This is a genomic window from Pseudoclavibacter sp. RFBI5, from assembly GCF_002931395.1.
In the GTDB taxonomy this organism is placed as follows: domain Bacteria; phylum Actinomycetota; class Actinomycetes; order Actinomycetales; family Microbacteriaceae; genus Pseudoclavibacter.
The window spans coordinates 15676-40364 of record NZ_PSYA01000004.1; the positions used below are offsets into that span (position 1 = coordinate 15676).

The 24689-nt window shown below is 69.1% G+C and carries 25 protein-coding genes and 1 tRNA gene; 15 read left to right on the top strand and 11 right to left on the bottom strand.

Going from position 1 to position 24689, the window contains the following annotated elements:
- Positions 1-7: 7 nt before the first annotated feature.
- Complete coding sequence (locus tag C5E06_RS02985; RefSeq protein WP_104305950.1) at positions 8-424, bottom strand: low molecular weight phosphatase family protein; 417 nt, start codon at positions 422-424, stop codon at positions 8-10.
- 117 nt (positions 425-541) lie between these two features.
- Between C5E06_RS02985 and C5E06_RS02990 the strand changes: the two genes are divergently transcribed.
- Positions 542-1390: an aminotransferase class IV gene (locus tag C5E06_RS02990; protein WP_104305951.1), complete on the top strand. Its 849-nt coding sequence runs from the start codon at positions 542-544 to the stop codon at positions 1388-1390.
- Positions 1330-3624: a chorismate-binding protein gene (locus tag C5E06_RS02995; protein WP_104305952.1), complete on the top strand. Its 2295-nt coding sequence runs from the start codon at positions 1330-1332 to the stop codon at positions 3622-3624. Before C5E06_RS02990 ends, C5E06_RS02995 begins: the two co-directional genes overlap by 61 nt.
- Positions 3625-3648: 24 nt before the next feature.
- Here the strand turns inward: C5E06_RS02995 and C5E06_RS03000 are convergent, their stop codons facing one another.
- Positions 3649-4716, bottom strand: a complete 1068-nt coding sequence (locus C5E06_RS03000) for an ABC transporter permease (protein ID WP_104305953.1) — start codon at positions 4714-4716, stop codon at positions 3649-3651.
- Entirely contained in the window at positions 4713-5636 is a 924-nt protein-coding gene (locus C5E06_RS03005; RefSeq protein WP_104243278.1) for an ABC transporter ATP-binding protein, read from the bottom strand. The genes C5E06_RS03000 and C5E06_RS03005 overlap by 4 nt, the downstream gene beginning before the upstream one ends.
- 299 nt (positions 5637-5935) lie before the next feature.
- On the opposite strand from C5E06_RS03005, the gene C5E06_RS03010 reads away from it, so the two are divergent.
- The 4 genes from C5E06_RS03010 to C5E06_RS03025 all read left to right on the top strand — a co-directional run bounded on the left by C5E06_RS03010 (position 5936) and on the right by C5E06_RS03025 (position 8903).
- The gene (locus C5E06_RS03010) at positions 5936-6826 is read left to right on the top strand and encodes a class II glutamine amidotransferase (protein WP_181062874.1); all 891 of its coding nucleotides are present in this window, start codon (positions 5936-5938) and stop codon (positions 6824-6826) included.
- A 70-nt stretch (positions 6827-6896) separates the two neighbouring features.
- Positions 6897-7355 (top strand): MaoC family dehydratase N-terminal domain-containing protein, encoded by a 459-nt coding sequence (locus C5E06_RS03015; protein ID WP_104305955.1) that lies wholly within the window; start codon positions 6897-6899, stop codon positions 7353-7355.
- Between the two features lie 4 nt (positions 7356-7359).
- Entirely contained in the window at positions 7360-7851 is a 492-nt protein-coding gene (locus tag C5E06_RS03020) for a MaoC/PaaZ C-terminal domain-containing protein (protein ID WP_104305956.1), read from the top strand.
- On the top strand, positions 7851-8903 hold the full coding sequence (locus tag C5E06_RS03025; protein WP_104305957.1) for a UDP-N-acetylmuramate dehydrogenase: 1053 nt from the start codon (positions 7851-7853) through the stop codon (positions 8901-8903). Before C5E06_RS03020 ends, C5E06_RS03025 begins: the two co-directional genes overlap by 1 nt.
- Before the next feature lie 102 nt (positions 8904-9005).
- Here the strand turns inward: C5E06_RS03025 and C5E06_RS03030 are convergent, their stop codons facing one another.
- The 6 genes from C5E06_RS03030 to C5E06_RS03055 form a co-directional block, all read right to left on the bottom strand.
- The gene (locus C5E06_RS03030; protein WP_146081287.1) at positions 9006-9287 is read right to left on the bottom strand and encodes a hypothetical protein; all 282 of its coding nucleotides are present in this window, start codon (positions 9285-9287) and stop codon (positions 9006-9008) included.
- Between the two features lie 366 nt (positions 9288-9653).
- On the bottom strand, positions 9654-10100 hold the full coding sequence (locus C5E06_RS03035; RefSeq protein WP_104299774.1) for a hypothetical protein: 447 nt from the start codon (positions 10098-10100) through the stop codon (positions 9654-9656).
- Between the two features lie 115 nt (positions 10101-10215).
- Complete coding sequence (locus C5E06_RS03040; RefSeq protein WP_104243264.1) at positions 10216-10899, bottom strand: response regulator transcription factor; 684 nt, start codon at positions 10897-10899, stop codon at positions 10216-10218.
- On the bottom strand, positions 10896-12134 hold the full coding sequence (locus C5E06_RS03045; RefSeq protein WP_104305959.1) for a sensor histidine kinase: 1239 nt from the start codon (positions 12132-12134) through the stop codon (positions 10896-10898). Before C5E06_RS03045 ends, C5E06_RS03040 begins: the two co-directional genes overlap by 4 nt.
- 53 nt (positions 12135-12187) lie before the next feature.
- The gene (locus tag C5E06_RS03050) at positions 12188-13072 is read right to left on the bottom strand and encodes an ABC transporter permease (RefSeq protein WP_258067471.1); all 885 of its coding nucleotides are present in this window, start codon (positions 13070-13072) and stop codon (positions 12188-12190) included.
- Entirely contained in the window at positions 13069-14019 is a 951-nt protein-coding gene (locus tag C5E06_RS03055; RefSeq protein WP_104305960.1) for an ABC transporter ATP-binding protein, read from the bottom strand. The genes C5E06_RS03050 and C5E06_RS03055 overlap by 4 nt, the downstream gene beginning before the upstream one ends.
- 205 nt (positions 14020-14224) lie before the next feature.
- Between C5E06_RS03055 and C5E06_RS03060 the strand changes: the two genes are divergently transcribed.
- The 4 genes from C5E06_RS03060 (at position 14225) to C5E06_RS03075 (ending at position 18233) form a co-directional block, all read left to right on the top strand.
- Positions 14225-14680 (top strand): helix-turn-helix transcriptional regulator, encoded by a 456-nt coding sequence (locus tag C5E06_RS03060; RefSeq protein ID WP_104305961.1) that lies wholly within the window; start codon positions 14225-14227, stop codon positions 14678-14680.
- Positions 14681-14728: 48 nt separating this feature from the next.
- Positions 14729-15133 (top strand): VOC family protein, encoded by a 405-nt coding sequence (locus C5E06_RS03065; RefSeq protein WP_104305962.1) that lies wholly within the window; start codon positions 14729-14731, stop codon positions 15131-15133.
- A gap of 80 nt (positions 15134-15213) precedes the next feature.
- On the top strand, positions 15214-16947 hold the full coding sequence (poxB, locus tag C5E06_RS03070; protein WP_104305963.1) for a ubiquinone-dependent pyruvate dehydrogenase: 1734 nt from the start codon (positions 15214-15216) through the stop codon (positions 16945-16947).
- 80 nt (positions 16948-17027) lie between these two features.
- Positions 17028-18233 (top strand): hypothetical protein, encoded by a 1206-nt coding sequence (locus C5E06_RS03075; protein ID WP_146081288.1) that lies wholly within the window; start codon positions 17028-17030, stop codon positions 18231-18233.
- A gap of 231 nt (positions 18234-18464) precedes the next feature.
- On the opposite strand, the gene C5E06_RS03080 is transcribed toward C5E06_RS03075, so the two are convergent.
- Complete coding sequence (locus tag C5E06_RS03080; protein ID WP_104243248.1) at positions 18465-19676, bottom strand: pyridoxal phosphate-dependent aminotransferase; 1212 nt, start codon at positions 19674-19676, stop codon at positions 18465-18467.
- 192 nt (positions 19677-19868) lie between these two features.
- Between C5E06_RS03080 and C5E06_RS03085 the strand changes: the two genes are divergently transcribed.
- The 5 genes from C5E06_RS03085 (at position 19869) to rplA (ending at position 22676) form a co-directional block, all read left to right on the top strand.
- Positions 19869-19941 (top strand) — tRNA-Trp (locus C5E06_RS03085).
- 70 nt (positions 19942-20011) lie between these two features.
- Entirely contained in the window at positions 20012-20323 is a 312-nt protein-coding gene (gene secE / locus C5E06_RS03090; RefSeq protein WP_104243246.1) for a preprotein translocase subunit SecE, read from the top strand.
- 88 nt (positions 20324-20411) lie between these two features.
- The gene (gene nusG, locus C5E06_RS03095; protein WP_104243244.1) at positions 20412-21341 is read left to right on the top strand and encodes a transcription termination/antitermination protein NusG; all 930 of its coding nucleotides are present in this window, start codon (positions 20412-20414) and stop codon (positions 21339-21341) included.
- 113 nt (positions 21342-21454) lie between these two features.
- Positions 21455-21886 (top strand): 50S ribosomal protein L11, encoded by a 432-nt coding sequence (gene rplK / locus C5E06_RS03100; protein ID WP_104243242.1) that lies wholly within the window; start codon positions 21455-21457, stop codon positions 21884-21886.
- 103 nt (positions 21887-21989) lie between these two features.
- Positions 21990-22676, top strand: a complete 687-nt coding sequence (rplA, locus tag C5E06_RS03105; protein ID WP_068482355.1) for a 50S ribosomal protein L1 — start codon at positions 21990-21992, stop codon at positions 22674-22676.
- Between the two features lie 100 nt (positions 22677-22776).
- On the opposite strand, the gene C5E06_RS03110 is transcribed toward rplA, so the two are convergent.
- Positions 22777-24471 carry a 2-isopropylmalate synthase gene (locus tag C5E06_RS03110; RefSeq protein WP_308471410.1) on the bottom strand — a complete coding sequence of 565 codons (1695 nt, stop codon included), beginning with the start codon at positions 24469-24471 and terminating at the stop codon, positions 22777-22779.
- Positions 24472-24689: the final 218 nt, after the last annotated feature.

Consider the following 24689-nt stretch of genomic DNA (forward strand, 5'->3'; position numbering starts at 1 on the left):
CGCCCCCTCAGGCGTCGCGGAGCCGCTCGTGCAGCTCCGCGACGCGGGCGCGGATGTCGTCCCGCACGAGGCGCATCCGCTCCATGCCGACGATGCCGCGCGTGGAAGGCTCGTCGGTGATCCACCGCTCGACCGGCACGCTCGTGTCCTCGGGCAGCTGCGCCTCGTCGCCGAGGATCACGACGAGGTCGGCGCCGGCGAGCATCGACGGCGTGAGCGGCTTCGGATGCTCGTCGCCGACGTCGATCCCGAGCTCGGCAAGCGACTCGACCGACTCGACGTTGAGCGCCCCGCCTGGGGAGGTGCCGGCCGAGGAGACCTCGACCGTCTCGTCGGCGATCGCCCGCAGGAGGGCAGCCGCGAGCTGCGACTTGCCGCCGTTCTTCTTGCAGACGAAGACGACGCTCGTGGGGGTGGGGCTCATGCTGATCCGTTCGTCGAGGGTAGCTATGCAGCTCATCATCGACGATACGGATGAACGCCGTCCGAGGGCCACGGGCGCCCCGCTCACCCCGCTCGTCCCTTGAGGCAGAATGGGGCGATGCAGGATCACGGTGCAGCGGCACGCGACATAAGCGCCGCGGGTGACACGAGCGCGGCGGTGCTCGTCGTCGAGTCGTGGCGGGTCGAGTCGGGGCGCGTCATCGCCGCCGCCGCGCACCGGCAGCGTTTCGAGCGCTCCGTCGCCGATCTCTTCGGGGAGGCGGCAGCAGAGCGGCCCCCGCTCTGGGCTGGCAGCCCCGCCGGGACCACCCCGGTCGAGGCTGACTGGCCTCGAATCTGGGGCGACGTCTTCGAGAGCACGCCTCTCACCGACGCGTGGTTCCCGCGCCTCTCCGCCCGCCTCGACGACGGCCGCCTGCTCGTCGAGCTCACCCTGCGGCCGGCTCCGGAGGCGAGGCCCCTCACGAAGCTCAGCACCCGCCTCGACGAGCGGCGCTGGCCGACGCTCAAGGGCCCAGACTTCCCGTCCCTCGCAGAGCTCAGGGCGAGCGTGCACGAGGAGGGTGCGGCCGATGCCCTGCTCGTCAACGAACGCGGCGCGATCACCGAGGCCGCCTACGGCACGGTTGTCGGCTGGCTCGGCGAGACCCTCGTGGTCCCCGCCGCGAGCCGCCGCGTGGCGGGGACGACCCTCGGTGTGCTCGAGAGACTCCTCGCCACAGCGGGCGTCACGCGCGTCGAGGGGGAGCTGCTCGCCGACCCGCTCGCCTCATCCGCCGAGCGCGGCTGGGATGAGCTCTGGTACCTCAACACGCTCCACGGCATCAGCCCCGTCTCCATGCTCGACGGCACACGCCTCGGCCTCGACGTCGCCCGCGTGCGCAGGTGGCGGCCTCGCCTGCACGAGACGAGCGCCGTGCCCCGGCCGGATGGGCGCTCGGCGTGATCGTCGTCGTCGACAACCGCGATTCGTACACCTACAACCTCGTCCAGCTGCTCCTGGAGCTCAGCGATCAGGAGGTGCGGGTCGTCGACGCCGGTGACATGCAGGCGGTGGATGCGTGCCTCGGCTGGGTCTCCGAGGGGCTCGTCGCCGGGGTCGTCATCTCGCCCGGCCCCGGGCATCCTGCCGAACCGGCCGACTTCGCGGGCTCGGCCGTCGTGCTCGACGCCGCACTCGCCGAGGAGCGCCTGCCCGTTCTCGGGGTGTGCCTCGGCCACGAGGGCATCGCCGTGCGGTACGGCGGGGAGGTCGTGCCGGCCCCCGAGGCGAAGCACGGGTGGCGCAGCCCCCTCTCACACGACGGGTCTGGCCCGTTCGCCGGCGTGCCCCAGGGCTCCCTCGTCACGAGGTACCACTCCCTGGTCGTCAGCGAGCCCCTGCCGTCAGGGCTGCGCGTCACGGCGCGCAGCGAGGACGGCGTCGTGCAGGGCCTCGAGGTCGAGGGCCGGCCGGTCTGGGGTGTGCAGTTCCACCCGGAGTCGATCGCGAGCGAGCATGGCCGGCAGATGGTCGCGAACTTCGTCGACGCCGTGGATGCGGCGGGGCTCGGCGCGCCCCCTCGCGGGGCTCGCGGCGCTCGTCGCGCTCGCGGTCAGCGCGACGCGAGCCGTCGCCCCGCGGAGATCGGGGCGTTCCCGCGGCCCGCAGCTCGCGAGCTGTTCGTCGCGAGCCGTGTCGTGCGCGGCCCGCAGCCGGAGGGCACGGCCGCAGCCGAGGCCGCCGCCGCGGTCATCTACCGCGAGGTGCTCCGCCGAGGCTCTGCCAGCGTCTGGGTGGATGTGCCCGACGACACAGGCAGGCAGGCGCGGTTCAGCATCCTCGCCGACGACGCCCCAATCGGTATCGGGACCTGCCCCGCGCACGCCGCTCGCCTCGACGGCTCAGATGAGGCAGCGCACGAGACCGAGCCGGGCTGCGAGACGTGCGAGCCCGCTCGAGTGCTGCGCTTGGACGGCGACGGGAGCTTCGAGACCGTGCAGCGGGAGCTCGAGGCCATGCGCGCCGTCGGGGGCGACGGGCTCGCGTTTCGCGGCGGGCTGCTCGGCTACTTCGGGTACGAGCTCGGGGTGCGGATGCTCGGCGTGCTGCCCCGGGAGGCGGAGGAGACCGCGTCCCCCCTCCCCGACGCGTGGTGGCTCGACCCGCGGCGCGCGGTGCTCGTCGACCGCGCAACTGGCGCAGTCACCGTCGTCGCGACCGCGTCGAGCGGCGCGCTCGCGGAGGCCGGCGCCGAGCGCTTCAGCTCCGAAGTCGGCGAGGCCCTCGAAGCGTCAGGCGGCGAGCGCCAGCACGCTCTCCCCGACGTGGGACGCGCCCGGGCGATGTTGCAGGGCCCCGACGTCCTCGCCGACGGTGCCTGGCACACGTCGAGAGAGCAGTACGCCGCCGACATCGACCGCTGCCGCGACCATCTCCTCGCGGGGGACTCCTACGAACTGTGCCTGACCAACGCGTTCCGGCCGCATGACGACCCCGACCCGCTCAGCCTGTTCCTGGAGGTGCGCGCCGCCGACCCGGCACCCTACGCCGCGCTGCTCGAGTTCGACGGCGGCGCGGTCGTGAGCGCGTCCCCCGAGCGGCTCCTGCGCGGCACCCCGGACGGGGAGTACGAGACGAAGCCCATCAAGGGCACTGCGGCTCGCGCCTCAGACCCCCTCGCCGACGCCGCCGCGGCCAGAGACCTGGCCAACGACCCGAAGGTCTTCGCCGAGAACCTCATGATCGTCGACCTGCTGCGCAACGACCTGGGCCGCGTCTGCACCCCCGGCTCGGTGCACGTGCCGAGCCTCATGGCCGTCGAGTCGTACACGACCGTGCACCAGCTGGTCACGACCGTGCGCGGTTCGGCGCCCGGCGTGCCGCCGCTCGACGTCGTGCGGGCGCTGTTCCCGGGCGGGTCCATGACCGGGGCGCCGAAGCTGCGAAGCGTCGAGCTGCTGCGAGACATCGAAGGTCGCGACCGTGGCGTCTACGCCGGTGCGCTCGGCGTGCTCGGTGCCGACGGCTCGACCGAGCTGAGCATCGTCATCCGCACCGCCGTCCGGGATGCGCGCGGCTGGTCGATCGGCGCGGGAGGCGCGATCGTGCTCGCGAGCGACCCGGAATCCGAGACCGTCGAGGTCGAGCTCAAGGCAAGTGCCCTGCGACGCGCGTTCACGCGCGCCGTCTCGCGCTGACGCGCACGGGCGGATCTGGCGCGATCAGGCGACGCGGGTGCCCGGCGGCAGCCGCTTCGCGGGCGTCCGTGTGCGCGCCCAGGCGCCGAAGAGCAGGCCCCCGGCGAGCACCAGCTGGAGCGCCAGACCGACGAACCAGGTGGGGACCGTCGAATCGAGCACCTCCTGCGACGTCGGGCCGGGCTCGAAGTTCGAGCCAGTCGGGTCAGCGCAGCCGTCGTAGCGCTGCTCGCCCATCTCCGGGGGAATCTGCGACTGACGCAGCAGCAGCTTCGCGCCGGAGAAGAAATCGTCTGGCTGATCGCTCGCGCCGAAGGAGACCGGCGTCGCGTCCGTCAGCACCGCGAACGGATTCGCGGCCAGCACGCCCCAGACGAGGTCGTAGCGCGGAACCTCGTAGGTGTACGTCTCCCAGTCGCCGCACGTGAAGCTGTTCTCGTCGAAGGGCTGCTCCTCGCCGAACTCCGCATAGACGGGGTACCGGGAGGTGTTCGTCACCTCCGCCGTCACCGCAGCACCACCCAGGCCGAACGCGATGCCCGTGCCCACCGTGAGCGCGGCGATCGTCAGATAGCTCGCCGCCACAGAGAAGAGCGGCCTGGCCAGGATGCCGCTGAAGCCGACGCCGATAGCGGCCACGACGCCCACCTCGACGAGCAGCACCAGCAGCGAGACGACCACCTGCACGGGAGCGACGGCCCCCACGAGCCCGGCGAAGATCAGGAACGGCGCCGCGACCGCCAGGAACGCGAGCCCGGTCACCCAGGCGGCCAGGAACTTCGCCGCCACGATCTCGGCTGTCGTCGCGAGCGTCACCTGGATGGGCGCGAGCGTCGCCGCGTCCCGATCGCCGTTGATCGCGTTGCCGCTGAGCGTCGGCGAGACCAGCAGAGCGAGCAGCAGCACGAAGTACACGACGATCGAGTACATCCACGACCCCGACTCCTGCAGGTCGCCGAAGACCACCACCGAGAGCGCGGTCATGCCGAGGAGCAGCACGGCGAAGATGCCGAGCAGCACGTACCAGGCGACGTTGCGGAGGCGCTGGCGCAGTTCGAGGGTGACAAGCGTCGTGACGCGGGCGGGGCTCATGACTGTTCTCCGAGGTCGAGGTAGGTGTGCTCGATGTCGCCAAGCGCCGGGGCGAACTCCGCGACGTCGATGCCGGCGGTGAGGATCGCGCGCAGGCCGGCCGCGGCCGCGGCGTCAGAGGAGAACGGGACGAGGAACCCGGTCCGTTCGGCGCGGATGCCCGGAGCTCCGGTCCCCAGCACCGCCGCCAGCTGATCAGGCCCGACGCCCTCCGTCAGCACGCGCACCCGCCACTGTCGCTCCCGCGCCGACGCCTGCGCGAGCCGGTCGGCCCGCACCGTCACGCCCGCCTCGATGAAGACGGCATCGTCGACGATCTCGTCGAGCTCGGACAGCACATGGCTCGAGATGAGGATCGTGGAACCGGCCGCCGCAAGCTCCCGCAGGTGCTCGCGCAGGCCGACCCTCGCTCGCGCATCCAGGCCGGAAGCGGGCTCGTCGAGGAGCAGCACGCTCGGGGCGTGCACCAGAGAGCGCGCAAGCCCGAGGAGCTGCTTCTGCCCGCGGGACAGCACGCGAGCCTGCACCTTCGCGAGGTCGCTGAGGCCGACCCGGGCGAGGAGCTCGGTGGCACGGGCATCCGCCGCGGCGCGCGGCAGGTCGTAGAGGCGGGCCGTCGTCACGAGCGTGTCGTGCACCGACAGCGACGGCCAGGCGCCGAGCGCGTCCGGCATCCAGCCGAGCTGCGCCCGCACCTCGGCTGTCGCCGTCGACGGGTCGAGGCCGTTGATGCGGATCGTCCCCGCATCCGGTCGCAGCAGCGAGGCCAGCATCAGCAGCAGCGTCGTCTTGCCGGAGCCGTTCGGGCCGACGAGCCCCGTGACCGCTCCAGCGCGCGCCGTGAAGCTCACATCGCGGACCGCGTGCGCTGCGCCGAAGGAGCGCCTGACGTTCTCGACGAGGATTCCGCGTTCTGACATGCGGCCAAACGTAGCGAGCGGATGCGACGCCACGCTGAGAGGCGGCGCGGGCCGGTCTGACCAGCATCAGTGCAGGATCAGCCTGTTTCGGCGTCGCGGGCCCGATCTGGCCGCAGATCGCACACATCTCGGACAGACGCCGCCGATACACCCGCGTCGGGCAGCGCAACCGTCCGTCACACAGCGTCGCGAAGGTGGACCGCACGTGAGGGCTGTCACAGGATAGTCAGATGCTCGTGAGCCGCTCGGCTCCGAACAACACCCGACAGCAAGCTCGACAACCTGGAAGGAGTTCGCACATGTGCCGTCTGCTCGCTTACGCAGCCCCACGTGACACCACCGTCACGAAGGTGATCGGAGACATGAACAGCGACGCCTTCCAGCGCATGACCAGCGTGCACAACGACGGCTGGGGCACCGCCTGGCTCGCCGCCGGCTTCGGCGAGACGCAGCGCGAGATCGAATCCCTGCGCATCTCCACGCCCGGCCAGAACGACCCGCTGCTGTCGACGCTCCTCTCGGATGCCCCCTCCAACGCCCGCATCGTGCACCTGCGCCTCGCGACCGACGACTTCAAACGGACCAAGGTAAACACGCACCCGTTCGTCGCCGAGGGGCTCGCCTTCGCGCACAATGGCTCGATCGTCCCCACCTGGCGCTTCGACGACCTGCTCCGCCCCGAGATCCGCGCCACGGTGGCCGGCGACACCGACAGCGAGCTGTACTTCGGACTCGTCCGGCAGAACGTGCGCGACGGCCTCTCCCTCGAGGAGGCGGCCACCGCCGCCGTCCGCGTGCTGCGCGACGAGTTCCCCGAGTCGAGCCTCAACGCGACCATCCTCTCCGCAGATGAGCTCGTGGTCGTCCACGCCTCGAGCACGGCACACGTCACGGAAGCGACGTTCGCGCGCTACGGCATCGACGCATCCACCCTCCCCAACGGGCACACCGACGAGTACTACCGGTTGAGCATGCTCCGCGCCGCCGACGGAACCACCGTCTTCTCGTCGACCGGCATCGACACAGCCGGCTGGACCTCGGTGCCCGAGGACACGATCTCCCGCATCGACCTCGCGTCGCTCGACTTCACGCAGCGCGCGCTCTTCTCGAGCGCCGCGGAAGCACGCGGAGCGGCGGGCCGTGCAGTTGGCGTCGCCGCTCCCACACTCCCGCGTCTCGTCGCCGTCTAGGCCCGCGACGCACCGCCTCCGCTGGCCGCCTCTCTGGGGCGTGGGTCTCCCCGCGCGTACACTGGCTGGCGTGTCTGTGAACCCTGAACTTGCCGGCCGCCGGTACGAGCTCCCCGAGCCGTACGTCGTGGGCCGAGAGCACATCCGCTCGTTCGCGAAGGCCGTGCTGGCCTCGCACCCGACGCACTTCGACGTCGACGCAGCCCGTGCTGCCGGGTACGCCGACCTCGTCGCACCCGCCACGTTCCCTGCCGTGCTGCAGGATGCGGGGCTGCAGCTCCTGCTCTCCGACCCCGAGGCGCAGATCGAGCTGTCGCACATCGTGCACGGCGACGAGCGCTTCACCTACGAGCGCCCGATCGTCGCGGGCGACGAGCTGCGCGCCGCTCTCGAGGTGAAGAGCGTCAAGTCGCTCGGCGGCAACTCCATGATCAGCGCTCAGACGGTGCTGACGGATGCGGCGGGCGAGCAGGTCGTCACCGCATCGGCAACCCTCGTCGTCCGCGCAACGCCCACCGAGAGCGAGTGACCGCATGACTGACACGATCTCCGTCGCGCAGCTTCCGCGCCCCGACTTCACGAGCCTCGAAGTCGGAACCGTCATCGCGGAGCGCGCCGTCACGCTCACCCGCGACACCCTCGTGCGCTACGCCGGCGCATCTGGCGACTTCAACCCCATCCACTACCGTGACGACGTCGCCGAAGCGGTCGGGCTGCCCGGTGTGCTCGCGCACGGGATGCTCACGATGGGGGTCGCGTTGCAGCCCGTCGTCGACGCCCTCGGCGACCCTGGCCGTGTCGTCGACTACCAGGTGCGCTTCACGCGGCCCGTCGTCGTCGACCCGCAGACCGGCGCGGAGGTGTCGATCGTCTCGAAGATCGGTCAGCTCGCCGGCGAGGACGGCGTCGGTCGCATCGACCTCGTCGTGTCCTTCGGCGGGCAGACGGTGCTCGCGAAGTCGCAGGTGCGCGCCGACTTCCGCGGCGAGGTTCCCGCCGTGCTGCCCGCAGAGGCCACCGCGTGATGAGGCTCTCCGAGCTCACGACCACGCAGGTCGGTGGGGAGGCGACGCAGCTCGTCGTCCCCGCGACGCGCCCTGAGCTGATCGCCGCGGCCGAGGAGCTGTTCGCGAACCACGAGCAGCCGCTGATCCTCGGCGGTGGTTCCAACACCATCGCCACCGACGACCGCATCGACGAACCCGTGCTGCACGTCGTGACGAAGGGCATCCACCAGCTGGACGGGCCCGTCGACAAGGTGGGCCAGGCTCGCGTGCGCATCGACGCCGGTGAGTCGTGGAGCGCCCTCGTCGACTACGCCGTCGCTCGCAACTGGAGCGGCATCGAGGCGCTCGCCGGCATTCCCGGCTCCGTCGGCGCGACCCCAGTGCAGAACATCGGGGCGTACGGGCAGGAGCTCTCCGATGTGCTCGCTCGCATCGAGTTCTACGACGCCGACGCAGACACGGTGCGCTGGATCAACGCCGCCGACCTCGGTCTCGGCTACCGCACCTCCGCGATCAAGCGCGGCGAGTTGCGAGGCGTCGTGACTCGCGTCGAACTCGACCTCGTCGAGATGCCGGAGGGCCAGAGCGAACCGGTCCGGTACGACCAGCTCGCGCGCGCGCTCGACGTGCCCCTCGGCGAGCGGATGCCCGTGCACGTCGTCCGCGACGCTGTCATCCGCCTGCGCGCCTCGAAGGGCATGGTGCTGGATGCGCACGACCGCGACTCCGTCTCGTCCGGTTCCTTCTTCATGAACCCGATCGTCCGCGCCTCGTTCGCGAGCGAGCTGCCCGAGATGCCGAAGTTCGACGCGGGCAAGGACGAAGACGGCTCCCCGCTCGTGAAGCTCAGCGCTGCGTGGCTCATCGACCACGCCGGTGTGCAGAAGGGCTTCTCGCTGCCGGGCTCGAACGCCGCCATCTCATCGAAGCACACGCTCGCGATCACGAACCGCGGCGGTGCGACTGCCGAGCAGATCGTGGAGCTCGCCCGCTTCGTCCGTGCGCGCGTCGAAGCGGAATACGGCGTCCGGCTCGTCAACGAGCCTGTCCTCGTCGACCTGACGATCTAGGCACATCCGGCGAGACCAGCCGGGTGAGCCGGAAGCCCCGAAGCGCTGCACGCGCTTCGGGGCTTCCCTCTCGGTGCACCCAGCGTCCGCTCGGGACGCGTGTCAGTGGTGCATGCACTGCGCGCACCAGGCGCGGAGTGCGTCCTGCTCGCGGCGGGCGCGCTCCGAACTGTTGCGGCGCCGACGATGCTGCTCGGCGTGGTCCAGTTCGGGTTCTTGACGCCGCGCGCTGCGTATGAGCAGCCACAGTGCGACGCGCAACTCGATGCGGTGGAGCAGCGAAGGCTGCACCGCGGAGGTGGGCGTGGACGCGGATGTGGGCGTGATCGTGACGTGCACGGTGCTCGGGTTTGAGGTGTGGACGGTGGTCAGGACGTGATTCATGAGAGTGGTCTCTCCGACAGAAGGCATGCAAGAAGAAGGCGCTCACTCGAGCGGGGCCGCGTTAACGCGGCGCGAGAGACGTGACTGCCGTGCAGTCGACGAATGCGGCGGCTGCTATGCCGCTGCGTATCCGTCGGGTGTGGGGGCAGACTTCACCCACGACACGGAGCTCAGGAGATGTGGGCGCCCAGGGAACGAGTCGCCGACTGCTGAATGCAAAATGTGAACGTACGCATTATCGGGACTCCTCTCTGTCTAGGCGCGTGCTGCGACCCTATCGAGTCTGCGAATACCCGTCAACCTTTTGGCAGGGCAGGGCAGGGCAGGGCACTCTGGTGGATGGCGCTCAGCCCCCGGAAGCTCGGGTCAGTCGAGGACGACGGAGGCGCGGGGCTCCTCGCCGTCGAAGCTCACCGTGACCGTCAGCGGCGTGCCCGTGGCGTCGTCGGGGAGGTCGATCTCGCTCGTGTGCGGAGCATAGTCCGCTGTGCACGCCTGGTCGGGGTAGGCCGTGGCCTCGAGGTACTGCAGGTCGAGGGTCTGCGCGTCCACCGCGTTGACTTCGGTGAGGATCGCCGGGCATCCCGAGCTGCCCCACGTCGTGACGGAGATCGAGGAGCCCTCGTCGAGCCACATGACGAGCGGTCCTTCCATGTCGCCGGCTCCGACATCTTCGCCGAATCCCTTCGGCAGGCCGCCGTAGTTGTCGCTCGCGACGCTCGTCGGCGTGGCTGCGGGAGCGCATCCGCTCAAACCGAGCGCGGTGACCGCGATCGTCGGGAGTGCAAGCAGGGCGACGCGTGCAGACTTCATGCGTCAAGCCTACGACTTCGGGCGGACAGACCCCCGGCCTGGCCCCGCAGCAGGGAGGTACGCTTTCGCGCTCATGCGCCTTGGTCCCATGCGGGCCGCTGGGTCCGCCGACGCCCTAGCTCCGGCGGAGCAGGCCGAGATCGAGACCCCTCGTCACGGCGCGCACCCTGGAGTTGACCTCGAGCTTCGCGAAGACCTTGCCGAGGTGCGTCTTCACGGTCGCCTCACCGATGTGGAGGCGCACGGCGATCTCAGGGTTGGACATGCCGTCGGCGACGAGCTGCAGCACCTGCAGCTCGCGTTCGCTGAGCGCGGGGGCTGAACCGGGCGAACCGGCAGGCGGATGCGCGGTGCTGGAACCGGCGGATGCCGCTGCCCCGGCAGCTCGCGTCTGGGCTACGAGCTTCGCGGTCACCGATGGTGCGAGGGCCAGCTCGCCCGCGGCCACACGGCGAACGGCCTCCACGAGCTCTGCCCCGCTGGCCGTCTTGAGCAGGTAGCCGCTTGCCCCGGCTTCGATGGCACCGATGATCGCGTCGTCGCTGTCGTAGGTCGTGACGACGAGGATGCGCGTCTCGGGGAGCGCCGCCAGGATCTGCCTCGTCGCGCTCACACCGTCGGTGCCCGGCATGCGCAGGTCCATGACGACGACGGCGGGCGTCGTCGCGGTCGCGCGAGCAACCGCGTCGGCCCCGTTGGCGGCTTCAGCGACGACCTCGATGTCGGGCTCGTCCTCGAAGATGCCCACGAGTCCGGCGCGCACGATGGGGTGGTCGTCGGCGACCAGGATGCGGATCATCGCTCGGCACTCGCTTTCGCCGGAATCGTCACGGTCACGATCGTGCCACGCCCTGGTGCGCTGGAGATGTCCACGCCACCCCCGATCGCGTTGGCTCGGTCGCGGAGGCTGTCCAACCCGAATCCGCTCGGCTCCGCCTCCAGCTCGAATCCTCGGCCGTCGTCGGTGACGTTCAGCACGACGTTCGCGGCCCCGTGCTCCACTGAGAGCTGCACGCTCGTGGCATGAGCGTGCCGCCTCGCATTCGACAGGGCCTCCTGCGCGCATCGCAGCAGGACCACTTCGCTCTCCCGCTCCAGCGCGCCGGCCTCCAGCTCGATTCGCGCCTCGGCGAGCACGCCCGTCTCGCGGCGGAACCGATCGACGAGGCGCCTCAGGGCATCTGCGAAGGTCGCTTCCGCGGGGTCGGTCGACCGCACCGGCGCGTTCTCGGCGATGAGGCCCCGCGCCTCGGCGAGAGCGTCGCGGGCGAGCGACGCGATGAGGTCGGCCCGTTCCTCCTGCGCGGAGAGCTCCTCGCGCAGGTGAGCCCCCGCGGAGCTCTCGTCGTCGCGCATCCGCCCGATCTCCTTCGCGCTGCGGTCAGCCAGCATCGCGAGGCCGGCCAACGTCTGAGCCAGCGTGTCGTGCAGGTCGCGGGAGATGCGCTCCCGCTCGACGGAGGCGCCGCTCAGCCGAGAGAGCTCCTGCACGTGCTCCTGGGAGGCCGTGAGCTGCTCGAGCAGCTCACGTCGCTCGTCGGCCACTCGCCAGGCGTAGCTGATCGACAGCCCGATGCCGCAGGTCGCCGCGACGCTGAAGAGCTGGCCCGGCAGGATGTCCGGGATCTCCTCGACCCCGTTGTACAGCGCCGACACCGCGCCGATGCCGAACGCGATGCCGATCGAGACGAGGATGCTCCGTCTCGCGCTCACGCACACCAGCCAGACGAGCGGATAGATGAGGGTCTGCACGAAGCCCGTCCAGGGCACGAGCACCATCGAAACCGTCACGAGCAGCGTGACGAGCAGGATCAGCGCCGCGCCGCGGCGCGGGTCGGTGAGCGACCTGACGCCGAAAGCGAGCCACACGACGGGGATGAGCAGGAGCGCCCCCGTCGCCACGAGCGCCTCGGAGCGTTCGGACTCGGTGGCCGCGAAGGCCGCCACCGAGCCCGCGACGACGGTGTTCGCGAGCGCCGTGCCCACGATCAGCAGGTGCCACCAGCGCCCGTCCCGAAACCAGAAGTCGACCATGCGCTTATCCTCCCGCACCCCACCGACATTGCTGCACGGTCGGGTCAGGAGCGTCAACTCCGCCCTCGACTCCAGCGGAAGGTGAGCAGGCTCGCGACGAGCCCGATGACGGTCCAGACGCCGAGCGTGATCGCCGCGGCTCCCAGCCCCCACGTGCCTCCGACCTCGGCGGCCGCGAAGGCATCCGGCAGGAACACGCTGCGCATCCCGCGCACGAGACCGGCGAGGGGGAAGAGGTTCGAAACCTGCTGCATCCACTCGGGCAGGACCGAGAACTGCACGTAGATGCCCGAGAGGAACTGCGGCACGAGCACAAGCGGCAGCACGATGGCGGATGCGGACCGTGCAGAGCGCGGGAGCGCCGAGATCGCGATTCCGAGGGAGGCGAAGCAGAGGATGCCGAGGGCAGCGAGCCAGGCGAAGCGCGCCCACAGCTCGCCATCTTCCGGCAGCGAGATGTCGAAGGCGATGACCGCGAGCCCCATCAGCATTGCCAGCTGCAGCGTGCACGTGATGAGGACGAGCCCGATCTTCCCGATGAAGAACGACACCGGGCTGAGCGGGGTCGCGCCGAGTCGGGCGAGGCCGCCCTCGTGCTTCTCCGTGGCGATGTCGATGCCGAGGAACTGCATCCCGGAGAGGAGGATCGCCATCGCGAGCATCCCGGTCAGGTAGTACTGCGACATCGTCACGTCGGCGAAGCGTGGGTCGTCGACGACCGTCTCGCCGCTGAAGATCGAGGCGAAGAGCGCGAACATGACGAGCGGGAACAGGAAGACGAAGAACACCTGGTCGGTCTGCCGGAAGTAGCCGCGCAGCTCGAAGGCGATGCGCCGAAGACCGTTGCCGATCATGGACCTGGGCTGCGACGGTGTGCGTGTGGGCGATTGGATGCTCGGCTGCGCCTTCGCGTCGCCCGAGACCGCGGTCTGGCTCATCGTGTTCCTCCTGCGGGTGCGGCAGCGCGGGCTGCATCGTCGGTCGCCGCGAGTCCCGCGGCGGGTGAGGCAGTCGCGGGCGTTCCGGGGGAGGCGGCCGGGTGCTCGCCGATGATCTCCAGGTAGACGTCCTCCAGGGACGGGCGGGTCACGGTGAGTCCGGCGGGTTCCGGGCCGAGGCGCTCGACGAGCGCGCCGACGAGCTGTGCGGGCGCATCCGTCGTCTCCTCGCGCCACCTGCCGTCCTGCTCCTGCCAGCGAACCCGCGGTGTGCGCGACTTCGGCCCGCCGATCGTCGCGATGTCGCCGATCTCGACGAGCTTCCCGGCGGCGATGATCCCGGCGCGGTCGCTGAGCTGCTCCGCCTCGTCGAGATAGTGCGTCGTGAGCACCATGGTCATGCCCTCGCCCTTGAGCTGCTGGATGAGGCCCCAGAACTCGCGGCGCGCGTTGGGATCGAACCCGGTTGTCGGCTCGTCGAGGAACAGCACCTCCGGGTTGCCGATGATGCCGAGCGCGACATCCACTCGCCGCTTCTGGCCACCGGAGAGGCGACCGACTCGCTGCGACGCGAATGGGGCGATGCCGCACCGCTCGATGGTGTCGTCCACGGCGCGAGGGTTTCGGTAGAGGCTTGCGAAGTGGCGCAGCACCTCGCGGGCCGAGTAGCGCTCGATGTCGGCGCTCGACTGGCTGACGACGCCGATTCGACCTCGCCACTCGGCGTTGCCGCGGGCCGGGTCCTGCTCGAGCACGCGCGCGGTACCGGAGGTCGCCGTGCGGAAGCCCTCGAGGATCTCGATCGTGGTGCTCTTGCCAGCGCCGTTGGGGCCGAGGAAGGCGAAGGTCTCGCCGTGTCGGACCTCGAAGGAGAGGCCGTCGACGACGTCGCGGTCGCCGTAGCGCTTGACGAGGTCGGTGACCTCGATGGCTGCTTGTGTGCTCATGGTGCAATCAAACGCCGAACGGGGCGTACGCGACAGGGTCCGACCGGCGGATACGCATCCACCGTTCGGGGGAGGTGCGGGCCGCGCCGCCGCTGACCAGCTTCCGTGCAATATCCCCTGCACTGGGCCGCAGCGGGGCCCGTTCGCGAGTTTTTGCACTCAAGTTGATCAGACCTGGGCGGACACACCCGCACATACTGGTGCCATGGCCTCACCCGATCTCGATGAGCTTCGCCGTCTTCGTCGTGCGCGCGACTTCATCGACAGGGAGTTCGCGAGCCCGCTCGATGTGCCGACCATGGCGAAGGCAGCCCACATGTCGGCGGCTCACTTCAGTCGACGCTTCCGAGAGGCGTACGGCGAGACCCCATATGCCCATCTCATGACACGGCGCATCGAGCGTGCCAAGGCGCTGCTGCGCAGCGGCGAGGTGAGCGTCACGGATGCGTGCACGGCGGTCGGGGCCACGAGTCTCGGCTCGTTCAGCAGCCGCTTCGCGGAGATCGTCGGAGAGTCTCCGAGCGCCTATCGGGCGCGTGATCACAGCGGCAGCGTCGTCATCCCGAGCTGCACCTCGCAGATCTGGGGGCGTCCCCGCCGCGTGCGCGACCGACCAGGAATGGCGCAACGGGAAGCCGGCGACGGGCAGGCACGTCTCTGAGCAGTTTCGAAGAAGTGAATGTCGGTGGCCGGTCCTAGCATCGGACACATGACGCTCTCACTCAGCCACGTGCACGTGTTCATCGACGACCCGGATGCGGCGCTCGTGTTCTACCGAGACGCCCTCGGCCTGGAGGTGCGCAGCGAGGTTCCGAATGAGGGGTTCCGCTGGGTCACGCTCTCCGCCCCCGGGCAGCCGGAGCTCGAGATCGTGCTCTCGCACCCGAAGGCGGGGCGTTCGGAGGAAGACGGCGACACGCTCGCAGCGCTGCTGGCGAAGGGGGAGCTGCCCGGCCTCCTGTTCCGAACGAGCGACCTCGACGCGCTGTTCGAGAGGGTGCTGGCGACGGGCGGAGTCGAGGTGCTGCAAGAGCCCACCGATCAGTTCTGGGGCGTCAGAGATGCCGCATTCCGCGACCCATCCGGCAACATGGTGCGGGTCAGCCAGGCCTAGCCGACGACATATCACCCACATCGATTCGTCCCCGGTCCGGCGCTCGGCTGGCTCCCCGTTTCGAGGCAGAGGATCACGGCATGACTACAGTCGCTGACACGATCGTCGATATCCTCCACGATGCCGGAGTCGAGCGCGTCTACGGGCTACCCGGAGACTCGCTCAACGGATTCACTGACGCCATCCGACGAAACGACGCGGTCGCCTGGTCGCACGTGCGACACGAAGAGGCCGCGGCCTTCGCCGCCTCCGCAGACGCAGCACTCACGGGCGAGCTCGCCGTGTGCGCCGGCAGCTGCGGCCCGGGCAACCTGCACCTCATCAACGGGCTGTACGATGCGAACCGAAGCCGCGTTCCCGTGCTCGCGATCGCCGCCCACATCCCGTCCGCGGAGATCGGCAGCGGTTACTTCCAGGAGACGCACCCGCAGGAGCTCTTCCGGGAGAGCAGCGTGTACTGCGAGATGGTGGGGGTGCCGGAGCAGCTGCCTCGGATCCTGGAGATCGCCATGCGCGCCGCGGTCGAGAAGCGAGGCGTCGCCGTCGTCGTGATTCCCGGCGAGATCTTCCTGCAGGAGAGCGCAGGACGACGCAAGTCGGCACCCATCCTGCCTGCGAAGCCCGTCGTGCGACCTGCCGACGACGAACTGGCGCAGGCCGCCGACATCCTCAACTCGGCGAAGAAGGTCACCATTCTCGGTGGCGCTGGCACACAGGGCGCACACGCGCAGCTGCTTGCCGCCGCTGAGGCGCTGCAGGCACCCATCGTGCACGCGCTCCGCGGGAAGGAGTTCATCGAGTACGACAACCCCTACGACGTCGGCATGACGGGGCTGCTCGGCTTCTCCTCCGGCTACCGGGCCATCGAAGACTGCGACGCGCTCCTCATGCTCGGCACCGACTTCCCGTACCAGCAGTTCTTCCCGTCACAGGCGAAGATCATCCAGGTCGACATCCGCGGCGAGCAGCTCGGCAAGCGCACGCCCCTCGACCTCGGGCTCGTCGGCGACGTCGGCGACACCCTCGACGCCCTCATCCCGCTCCTCGAGGGCAACAAGAGCGGCAAGCACCTCGAAGCCTCGGTGAAGCACTACCGGAAGGCCCGGAAGGACCTCGACGCGCTTGCCGACAACGACCGGGGGCGCGCCCCCATCCACCCGCAGTACGTGGCACGGCTCGTGAGCGAGCTCGCGAGCCACGACGCCGTCTTCATCCCGGATGTCGGTTCCCCCGTCGTCTGGGCGGCCCGCTACCTCGAGATGAACGGCAAGAGGAGGCTCATCGGATCGTTCAGTCACGGCTCCATGGCCAACGCCCTTTCGCAGGCGGTCGGTGCGCAAACCGCCTTCCCTGGGCGCCAGGTGGTGGCGCTCGCGGGAGACGGCGGACTCGCGATGCTCCTGGGGGAGCTGCTCACGCTCAAGCAGAGCAAGCTGCCCGTGAAGATCGTCGTGTTCAACAACTCGTCGCTGAACTTCGTCGAGGTCGAGATGAAGGCCGCCGGATTCGTGAACTACGGCACCGACCTCGACAACCCCGACTTCGCCGAAGTCGCCAAGGCGGTCGGCATCCACGGGCAGCGCGTCGAGAACCCGAACGACCTCGAGGCCGCCCTCCGCGAAGCCTTCGCCCACGACGGGCCCGCGCTCATCGACGTCGTGACCGCACGGCAGGAGCTGTCCATCCCGCCGACCATCACGGCCGAGCAAGTCAAGGGCTTCACCCTCTACGCGCTGCGAACAGTGCTCTCCGGGCGCGGAGACGAGCTCGTCGACCTCGCCGACACGAACCTGCTGCGACGCATCTTCGACTGACCGTCGCCCAGCCGCACGTACCGCCCGCGCCAAGGCAGCTCTCAAGGCAGCTGCCTGGCGCGGGCGGTACTCTCGCAGGCATGACGCAACCGCCCCTCACGCCACCGCCGGGTCAGAACGGCGGGTTCGACCCCCGCCGGCAGCAGCCGGGTGCCGCTCCTCAGGGTGGCCAGGGCGAGTGGGGCGGACCACCGGCCCAGGGTCCTGTGCAGCAGGGCTCTGGTCAGCAAGGTCTCGGTCGGCAGGGTCCGGGGCAGCAGGGCCCCGGTCAGCAGCCTCCGTGGGGAGCGCCGTCGAACGGGCAGCCGCCGGCTCCCGGTCAGTTCCCGCACCCTGGTGCCGGACCTGTTCAGGCTCCTGGCGGCTTCGGCGCGCCGGGTCAGTTCCCCGCTCCCGGGCGACCTCCCGCGCCAGGCCAGTCACAGCATCCCGGGCAGTTCCCAGGCCAGCCGCAGACCGGCATCCCCGGGCAGGCGCCGTTCGTTCAGGCCCCACCGTCGCATCTGCCGGCTGGTGCCCCGCCGCCTCGCTACGCCCCGCAGCAGCAGGCGACACCGCAACCACGGCGTCGAGAGCTCGGCGAAGACCCTGAGCTGCAGAAGCAGCGCAGGCGCCCCGTCGGCCTGCTCCTCGGCGTCGGCATCAGCGGCGTCGCGATCATCGCCCTCGTCGTGGGCCTCTTCATGGCGTTCAGCTCGCCGAACGATCCCACCATCCCCGTCGGCGGCGCCGACCCGAACGCGGCGACCTCGACCCCCGTGCCGACGAGCACGCTCATGCCGGCCGCGCCCCAGGACGCCGCACCCGGGTTCATCCCGATCACAACCGACGTCGTGTTCCCGAACGGCATCACCGTCGTGAACCCACCCCTCGGCGGATGGGAGCAGGACATCTCCGAACGGCAGCCGAACCTCTACATCCTGAGCGACCCCGCATCCGGTGCCTACTTCTCGATCGCCCAGGAGAACCTGCACAAGAGCGAGTACCGGGACGAGGACATGACGAGGTCGGAGCTGAACTCGGCGTCGCTGCAGTTCACCGCCAAGCCGGAGCCGGTCGGCGACCCCGTTCCGCTCGTCCTGAAGGGGGCAGGCGGCTACGAGCTGGAGCTCCTGGCGCAGCGCCTGCGCTGGTCGGACGGCTCCGAGGGAATGATGGCGTCCCGCTACATGCCTTCGACCGGCACCAAGATCACGATCCTGGCGAACGCGTGGGGCGGGGAGCTGGACGACCCGAACTCGCGCATCTCGCAGAAGGTCGCGGAGATCTCCTTCACGACGCCCTAGTCGCGCCCGCCCGCTGGCCCACGCCCGCCCGCTCGCTGACCCGCGCTCCCACGCCTGCTCGCTGGCCCACGCCCGCTCGCAGGCCTGCGCGTCGCCCGCCGCCCCCACGAACCTCGAATAGGCCAGTTTCGCCCCATCCTGAGCGTCCGGATGGGGTGAAACTGGCCTAATCGGGGGAGCGGATGCGCGGCGCGCGGGCGCGGCTGCGAACGCGGGGCCGCGCGGCGCGGGCTAGAGCTCGACGCCCGCGAAGAGCTTCTGCAGGCGCTGCACGCCCTCGAGGAGCGCGTCGTCGCCGAGCGCGTAGCTGAGGCGCAGGTACCCGGATGGGCCGAACGCCTCACCTGGCACGACCGCGACCTCCGCGACGTCGAGGATGAGGTCGGCGAGGTCGAGCGAGGAGTTGATCTGGCGCCCCTCGATCTCCTTCCCGATGAGCCTCTGCACGTCGGCGTACACGTAGAAGGCGCCCTCCGGCGTCGGCACGCGGAAGCCGTTGACCTTGCTCAGCTCCTCGACCATCGTCGTGCGGCGGCGGTCGAAGGCGAGGCGCATCTGCTCGACGGGCTCGGTGGGCCCCGTGAGCGCGGCGAGCGCGGCACGCTGCGCGATGTTGTTGACGTTGCTCGTGAGGTGCGACTGCAGGTTGCCCGCCCCCTTGATTGCGTCGACGGGCCCGACCATCCATCCGACGCGCCAGCCGGTCATCGCGAACGACTTCGCAACGCCGTTGACCAGGATCGTGCGGTCGGCGACCGCCGGGGCGGCCTCGACGATGGACACTGCGCGGACGCCGTCGTACGTGAGGTTCTGGTAGATCTCGTCGGCGATGACCCAGATGCCGTGCTCGGCGGCCCACTCGCCGATGGCGCGGGTCTCGGCCTCGGAGTAGACGGCGCCGGTCGGGTTCGACGGCGAGACGAAGAGCATCGCCTTCGTGGCGGGGGTGCGTGCGGCTTCGAGCTGGTCGACGGTGACCTTGTACTCCTGGTCGGCGCCGGCGAACACGGGAACGGTGGTGCCGCCCGCGAGCTGGATGACCTCGGGGTACGTCGTCCAGTACGGGGCGGGGAGGAGGACCTCGTCGCCTGCGCCGACGACGGTGTTGATGGCCTGGTAGACGGCCTGCTTGCCGCCGTTCGTGACGATGACCTGCGAGGCGGGGACATCCCAGCCCGAGTCGCGCTTCGTCTTCTCGGCGATGGCTTCGCGGAGTTCCGGCAGGCCAGGCGCCGGCGTGTACCGGTGGTTCTTGGGGTCGCTCACGGCGACGAGGGCGGCGTCGACCACGTGCTGCGGAGTCGGGAAATCGGGCTCGCCCGCCGCGTAGCTGATGACGGGCCGGCCGGCGGCCTTGAGGGCCTTGGCCTTCGCGTCGACCTTGAGGGTTGCGGATTCGGCGATCGCGGCGATGCGAGGAGAGAGACGTGAGTCGGAAACCATGGCCCTGAGTCTAGGTCCGGTGGCCACGCCTCGTCAGCGAGTTGCGCCCGCGTTGGACTTCCGTGTGGCACCTGTCGTATGCTTTCCTGGTTGCCGAAAGCGACATACTGAACCGCGCCTGAAACTGTTCCCTATGGAACGGCTGCAGACGGTATCAGGGTGAACGGATGCACGCATCCGGTGTTCACGCAAAGGGCGGTGGCTCAATTGGTAGAGCAGCGGTCTCCAAAACCGCAGGTTGCAGGTTCGAGTCCTGTCCGCCCTGCATTTCGGTGCTGAACGCACCCACTACGGGGCCCACCATCGAAGGTCTCAACCATCGAAAGGGAGAGCGCGTGAGTCCAAGCAAGTCAGATGAGGCGACCGACGTCGCCGAGTCAAAGCGAGGCTCCGAGCCGAAGCGCGGCATCATCGGCCGTATCGCTCTCTTCTTCCGTCAGGTCATGGGCGAGCTCAAGAAGGTCGTCACCCCGACCCGGGCCGAGCTCTTCAAGTTCACGGGCGTCGTGCTCGTATTCGTCATCTTCATGATGGCGCTCGTCACGGTGCTCGACCTGCTCTTCGGGTGGGGCGCTTCGTGGGTCTTCGGTCAGGGAAGCTCGTTCTTCCCGAGCGAGCCGGCCGCGACGCCGGTCCCGACGGAATAGCCGGAGCGCGCCAAGCTCTCCACCGGCTCACAGGCCTCCACCGACAACGGGCGAGCAGCCCAGCATCACAGAATCGAGATGAGGAATCGTGTCAGACCCGAACGTCGCCGACCCGAACGGTCTTTACGAGACCGCCCTGGAGCAGGACTCCGAAGTCGTAGAGGCCCAGGAGGGTGACCGCGACATCGACGCAGAGTTCGACGCGGCCCACGAGATCGAAGAGTCCGACGAAGTCGTGACCGAGGAAGACCTCGACGACGGAGAAGGCGCGGACGTCGTCGACCCCGAGGTCGACGCGATCGTCAACGATGTCCTCGAGATCGACACGAGCGAGGAAGAGGCCGCCGCGGCTGCCGCGACCGAGGACGAAGAGGTCGAGGCTCTCGAGGAAGACCCGGACGTCGACCCGTACGAGACCTTCAAGCGCGAGCTGCGCCTCAAGCCGGGCAAGTGGTACGTCATCCACACCTACGCCGGTTTCGAGCGTCGCGTGAAGCAGAACCTGCACCAGCGCACCGAGTCCATGAACATGAGCGACTTCATCTACCAGGTGGAAGTCCCCATGGAAGACGTGGTCGAGATCAAGAACGGCCAGCGCAAGATGGTCACGCGCGTCCGCATCCCCGGATACGTGCTCGTCCGCCTCATGCTCAACGAGGACAGCTGGTCGGTTGTCCGTCACACCCCGGGTGTGACCGGCTTCGTGGGCAACGCCCACAACCCGACCCCGTTGCGCTTCAACGAAGCATTTGAGATGCTGAAGAGTCTGGTCGAAGTCGCTGAAGCACCCGCGAAGGCGAACGCTTCCGGTCAGGCTGGCCTCCAGAAGCGCCAGCCCATCGCAGAGATCGACTTCGAGATCGGCGAGACCATCACGATCAAGGAGGGCTCCTTCGAGGGGCTCACCGGATCGATCAGCGAGATCAAGCCCGAGAGCGGCAAGCTCACCGTGCTCGTGTCGCTCTTCGAGCGCGAGACCCCGGTCGAGCTCAGCTTCGACCAGGTCACGAAGCTCTAGATCTCGCTCCAATAGGGCTGCTGCCCTCAGAAACCACCGGAGTCCGGAACCGCCGGGCCACCGGGAGAGCGCCGCGCATCAGCGCGGAGTTCGAATCGAAAGAAGGAAAAGACATGGCACCCAAGAAGAAGGTCTCGGGTCTGATCAAGCTGCAGATCCAGGCTGGCGCCGCTAACCCGGCTCCTCCTATCGGCCCCGCGCTCGGTCAGCACGGCGTCAACATCATGGAGTTCTGCAAGGCCTACAACGCGGCTACCGAGTCGCAGCGTGGCAACGTGATCCCCGTCGAGATCACCGTGTACGAAGACCGTTCGTTCACCTTCATCCTGAAGACCCCTCCTGCTGCCGAGCTCATCAAGAAGGCTGCCGGCGTCAAGAAGGGCTCCCCGACGCCTCACACGGCCAAGGTCGGCAAGCTCACCGCCGCCCAGGTCCGCGAGATCGCCGAGCAGAAGCAGTCCGACCTGAACGCGAACGACATCGACATGGCGTCGCGCATCATCGCCGGTACGGCTCGCTCCATGGGAATCACGGTCGAGGGCTAAGGCCTTCCCGCTCCCAACACCACACGTCGCGCTTCGGGCGCGGTACTGAACATCGCGGGAGAGCCGGCCAGGCTCGCAACCGCAACTCTTGAAGGAGAACAACATGGCTAAGTCCAAGGCATACCGTGCCGCGGCAGAGAAGATCGGCGAGGACAAGTTCTACGGTCTCGCCGAGGCCGTCGAGCTCGCACGCGAGACCGGCTCGTCCAAGTTCAACAGCACCGTCGAGGTCGCTCTTCGCCTGGGTGTAGACCCGCGCAAGGCTGACCAGATGGTTCGCGGCACCGTCAGCCTGCCAAACGGCACCGGCAAGACGGCCAAGGTCATCGTCTTCGCGACGGGTGACAAGGCAGAGGCGGCTATCGCTGCTGGTGCTGACGAGGTCGGCGGCGACGAGCTCATCGCTCGCGTTGCAGACGGCTGGACCGACTTCGACTCCGCGGTCGCCACCCCTGACCTCATGGGCAAGGTCGGACGCCTCGGTAAGGTCCTCGGACCCCGTGGCCTCATGCCGAACCCGAAGACCGGAACGGTCACGACCGACCCGGCCAAGGCTGTCACCGAGATCAAGGGCGGAAAGATCGAGTTCCGCGTCGACAAGCACTCCAACGTGCACTTCATCGTCGGCAAGTCGGCGTTCACGTCGGAGCAGCTCGGCGAGAACCTCCGCGCAGCTCTCGACGAGGTCGTCCGCCTCAAGCCGTCGAGCTCGAAGGGCCGCTACATCCAGAAGGCTGTCGTCTCGACGACCTTCGGCCCCGGCATCCCGCTGGACGTCAACGCGATCTAGTCTGCCGCGAGCTGCACAGCTCAGGTGGATGCCCCGCATCCGCCACGCGAGAACGGCCCAGTCTTCGGACTGGGCCGTTCTTGCGTTTCCGCGGTGGCCGCTACGCGCGTTCGAGCGCTGCGAGCTGGCGTCGCGCAGCGCCCAGGATCGCCTGCACGGTTGCCGACAGCACAGACCGGTCTCGGCCGGCGACCCAGTGTGCGCCTGACGAGTCGTTGTATTCCAGGAGCGTCAGAGCATCGCTGCTGTTGCCGGCGCCGAGCGATGTCTGGTGGAGTGAGCGTATGTCGACGGAGATGCCCGCGTCGGCGAGGAGCTGGGTGACGGCCTCTGCGGGGCCGAGCTCGTCGAAGATGCCGGGGTGCTCGACGCCGTCGACGCTCACGCGAATGCGCGTGCATGCCACGCCGTCGCGGGTTTCGACGCTGAAGTCGAGCAATTCCACGCCGGACGTGTCGACGCGGAGGTAGCTGCGCTCGAAGAGCTCGAGCAGCTGTGCCGCCTCGATCTCCAGGCCGCTGGTGTCGGTGTGCTCCTGGACGCGCCTGGCGAAGTCGATCTGCAGGCGTCTGGGGAGCTCGATGCCGTAGTCCGCCTCGAGGAGGTAGGCGATGCCGCCCTTGCCTGACTGCGAGTTGACTCTGATGACGGCGTCGTAGCTGCGCCCGATGTCGGCGGGGTCGATCGGCAGGTAGGGCACGCGCCACTCGGTTTCGCGTTCTGCCCGCATCTCGAGCGCAGCGCGCGATCGATGCTCGGCGAGTCCCTTCTTGATGGCGTCCTGGTGCGTCCCGCTGAAGGCGGTGTGGACGAGGTCTCCTGCGTACGGGTGCCTCGGGTGGATCTCGAGGCGGTTGCTGTACTCGACGGTTCGGCGAATCGCGTCGATGTCCGAGAAGTCGATCATCGGGTCGATGCCCTGCGCGTGCAGGTTCAACGCGAGGACTGCGATGTCGACGTTGCCGGTGCGCTCGCCGTTGCCGAAGATGCAGCCTTCCACTCGCTGCGCTCCTGCGAGCACTGCGAGCTCGGCGCAGGCGATTCCGGTCCCTCGATCGTTGTGGGGGTGCACGGAGAGGATCACCGAGTCGCGCCTCGCGAGGTGCTTGTGCATGTACTCGATCTGATCCGCGTAGACGTTCGGGGTCGCGACCTCTACCGTGGCGGGAAGGTTCAGGATGACAGGCCGATCCGGGGTCGCCATCCAGAGCGCTGTCATGGCGTCGCAGATGTCGATCACGTAGTCGGGTTCGGTGAGGTTGAACACCTCTGGCGAGAATTCGAATCGGACGTTCGGCAGGTGGCCGGCGAGCTCGAGGACATCTCTGCCCCCGGCCAGGATCAGTTCTTTCAGCTGCTGCTTGCTCTTCCCGAGGACGACATCGCGCCAGGCCGGCGCCGTCGCGGTGTAGAGGTGGATGACGACGGGGTTCCTGATGCCCTGGATCGAGTCCAACGTGCGCTGGATGAGGTCGCGACGCGCTGGCGTGAACACCACGATGGTGACGTCTTCCGGTGCGATGTCGGTGGTCGCGATGCGGCGCACGAAGTCGTAGTCCGTCTGCGAGGCGGAGGGGTAGCCGACTTCGATCTCCTTGTAGCCCATGCGGATCATGAGCTCGAAGAAGACGCGCTTGCGGTCGGGGTCCATCGGCTCCGACAGGGCCTGGTTGCCGTCGCGGAGATCGACTGGCACCCAGAGTGGTGCTGCCGTGAGTCGGCGTGAGGGCCAGTCGCGTTCCGTCAGGGGCACCTCGACCCGCGAGTACACGTCGCGGTATCGGTGCGATGGCATCTGCGAGTGGCGCTGGCGGTTCCAGTGCGGTGCGTTGTTGGGGATCGGGCCGGTTGGGGGAGAGATCCGGGATGCGCTGCTGTGCATGGTCGTGTCCTTGGTTGTCGTGCGATCGTGACGACCGGCGCGCGTCTCAGCTCCACGGCGGGGGACCGGTCAGGCGAGGTCCCGCCGTGGCAGAGAAGCGTGAGCGGAGCGCGCGGCATGCGAGAGAAGCT

What these genes read in the sequence shown, in the direction of transcription:
- C5E06_RS02985 (WP_104305950.1), bottom strand. Translation starts at nt 424, where the DNA reads ATGAGCCCCACCCCCACGAGCGTCGTCTTCGTCTGCAAGAAGAACGGC.
- C5E06_RS02990 (WP_104305951.1), top strand. Translation starts at nt 542, where the DNA reads ATGCAGGATCACGGTGCAGCGGCACGCGACATAAGCGCCGCGGGTGAC.
- C5E06_RS03000 (WP_104305953.1), bottom strand. Translation starts at nt 4,716, where the DNA reads ATGAGCCCCGCCCGCGTCACGACGCTTGTCACCCTCGAACTGCGCCAG.
- C5E06_RS03005 (WP_104243278.1), bottom strand. Translation starts at nt 5,636, where the DNA reads ATGTCAGAACGCGGAATCCTCGTCGAGAACGTCAGGCGCTCCTTCGGC.
- C5E06_RS03010 (WP_181062874.1), top strand. Translation starts at nt 5,936, where the DNA reads ATGTGCCGTCTGCTCGCTTACGCAGCCCCACGTGACACCACCGTCACG.
- C5E06_RS03020 (WP_104305956.1), top strand. Translation starts at nt 7,360, where the DNA reads ATGACTGACACGATCTCCGTCGCGCAGCTTCCGCGCCCCGACTTCACG.
- C5E06_RS03025 (WP_104305957.1), top strand. Translation starts at nt 7,851, where the DNA reads ATGAGGCTCTCCGAGCTCACGACCACGCAGGTCGGTGGGGAGGCGACG.
- C5E06_RS03030 (WP_146081287.1), bottom strand. Translation starts at nt 9,287, where the DNA reads ATGAATCACGTCCTGACCACCGTCCACACCTCAAACCCGAGCACCGTG.
- C5E06_RS03035 (WP_104299774.1), bottom strand. Translation starts at nt 10,100, where the DNA reads ATGAAGTCTGCACGCGTCGCCCTGCTTGCACTCCCGACGATCGCGGTC.
- C5E06_RS03040 (WP_104243264.1), bottom strand. Translation starts at nt 10,899, where the DNA reads ATGATCCGCATCCTGGTCGCCGACGACCACCCCATCGTGCGCGCCGGA.
- C5E06_RS03045 (WP_104305959.1), bottom strand. Translation starts at nt 12,134, where the DNA reads ATGGTCGACTTCTGGTTTCGGGACGGGCGCTGGTGGCACCTGCTGATC.
- C5E06_RS03050 (WP_258067471.1), bottom strand. Translation starts at nt 13,072, where the DNA reads ATGAGCCAGACCGCGGTCTCGGGCGACGCGAAGGCGCAGCCGAGCATC.
- C5E06_RS03055 (WP_104305960.1), bottom strand. Translation starts at nt 14,019, where the DNA reads ATGAGCACACAAGCAGCCATCGAGGTCACCGACCTCGTCAAGCGCTAC.
- C5E06_RS03060 (WP_104305961.1), top strand. Translation starts at nt 14,225, where the DNA reads ATGGCCTCACCCGATCTCGATGAGCTTCGCCGTCTTCGTCGTGCGCGC.
- C5E06_RS03065 (WP_104305962.1), top strand. Translation starts at nt 14,729, where the DNA reads ATGACGCTCTCACTCAGCCACGTGCACGTGTTCATCGACGACCCGGAT.
- poxB (WP_104305963.1), top strand. Translation starts at nt 15,214, where the DNA reads ATGACTACAGTCGCTGACACGATCGTCGATATCCTCCACGATGCCGGA.
- C5E06_RS03075 (WP_146081288.1), top strand. Translation starts at nt 17,028, where the DNA reads ATGACGCAACCGCCCCTCACGCCACCGCCGGGTCAGAACGGCGGGTTC.
- C5E06_RS03080 (WP_104243248.1), bottom strand. Translation starts at nt 19,676, where the DNA reads ATGGTTTCCGACTCACGTCTCTCTCCTCGCATCGCCGCGATCGCCGAA.
- rplK (WP_104243242.1), top strand. Translation starts at nt 21,455, where the DNA reads ATGGCACCCAAGAAGAAGGTCTCGGGTCTGATCAAGCTGCAGATCCAG.
- rplA (WP_068482355.1), top strand. Translation starts at nt 21,990, where the DNA reads ATGGCTAAGTCCAAGGCATACCGTGCCGCGGCAGAGAAGATCGGCGAG.
- C5E06_RS03110 (WP_308471410.1), bottom strand. Translation starts at nt 24,471, where the DNA reads ATGCCATCGCACCGATACCGCGACGTGTACTCGCGGGTCGAGGTGCCC.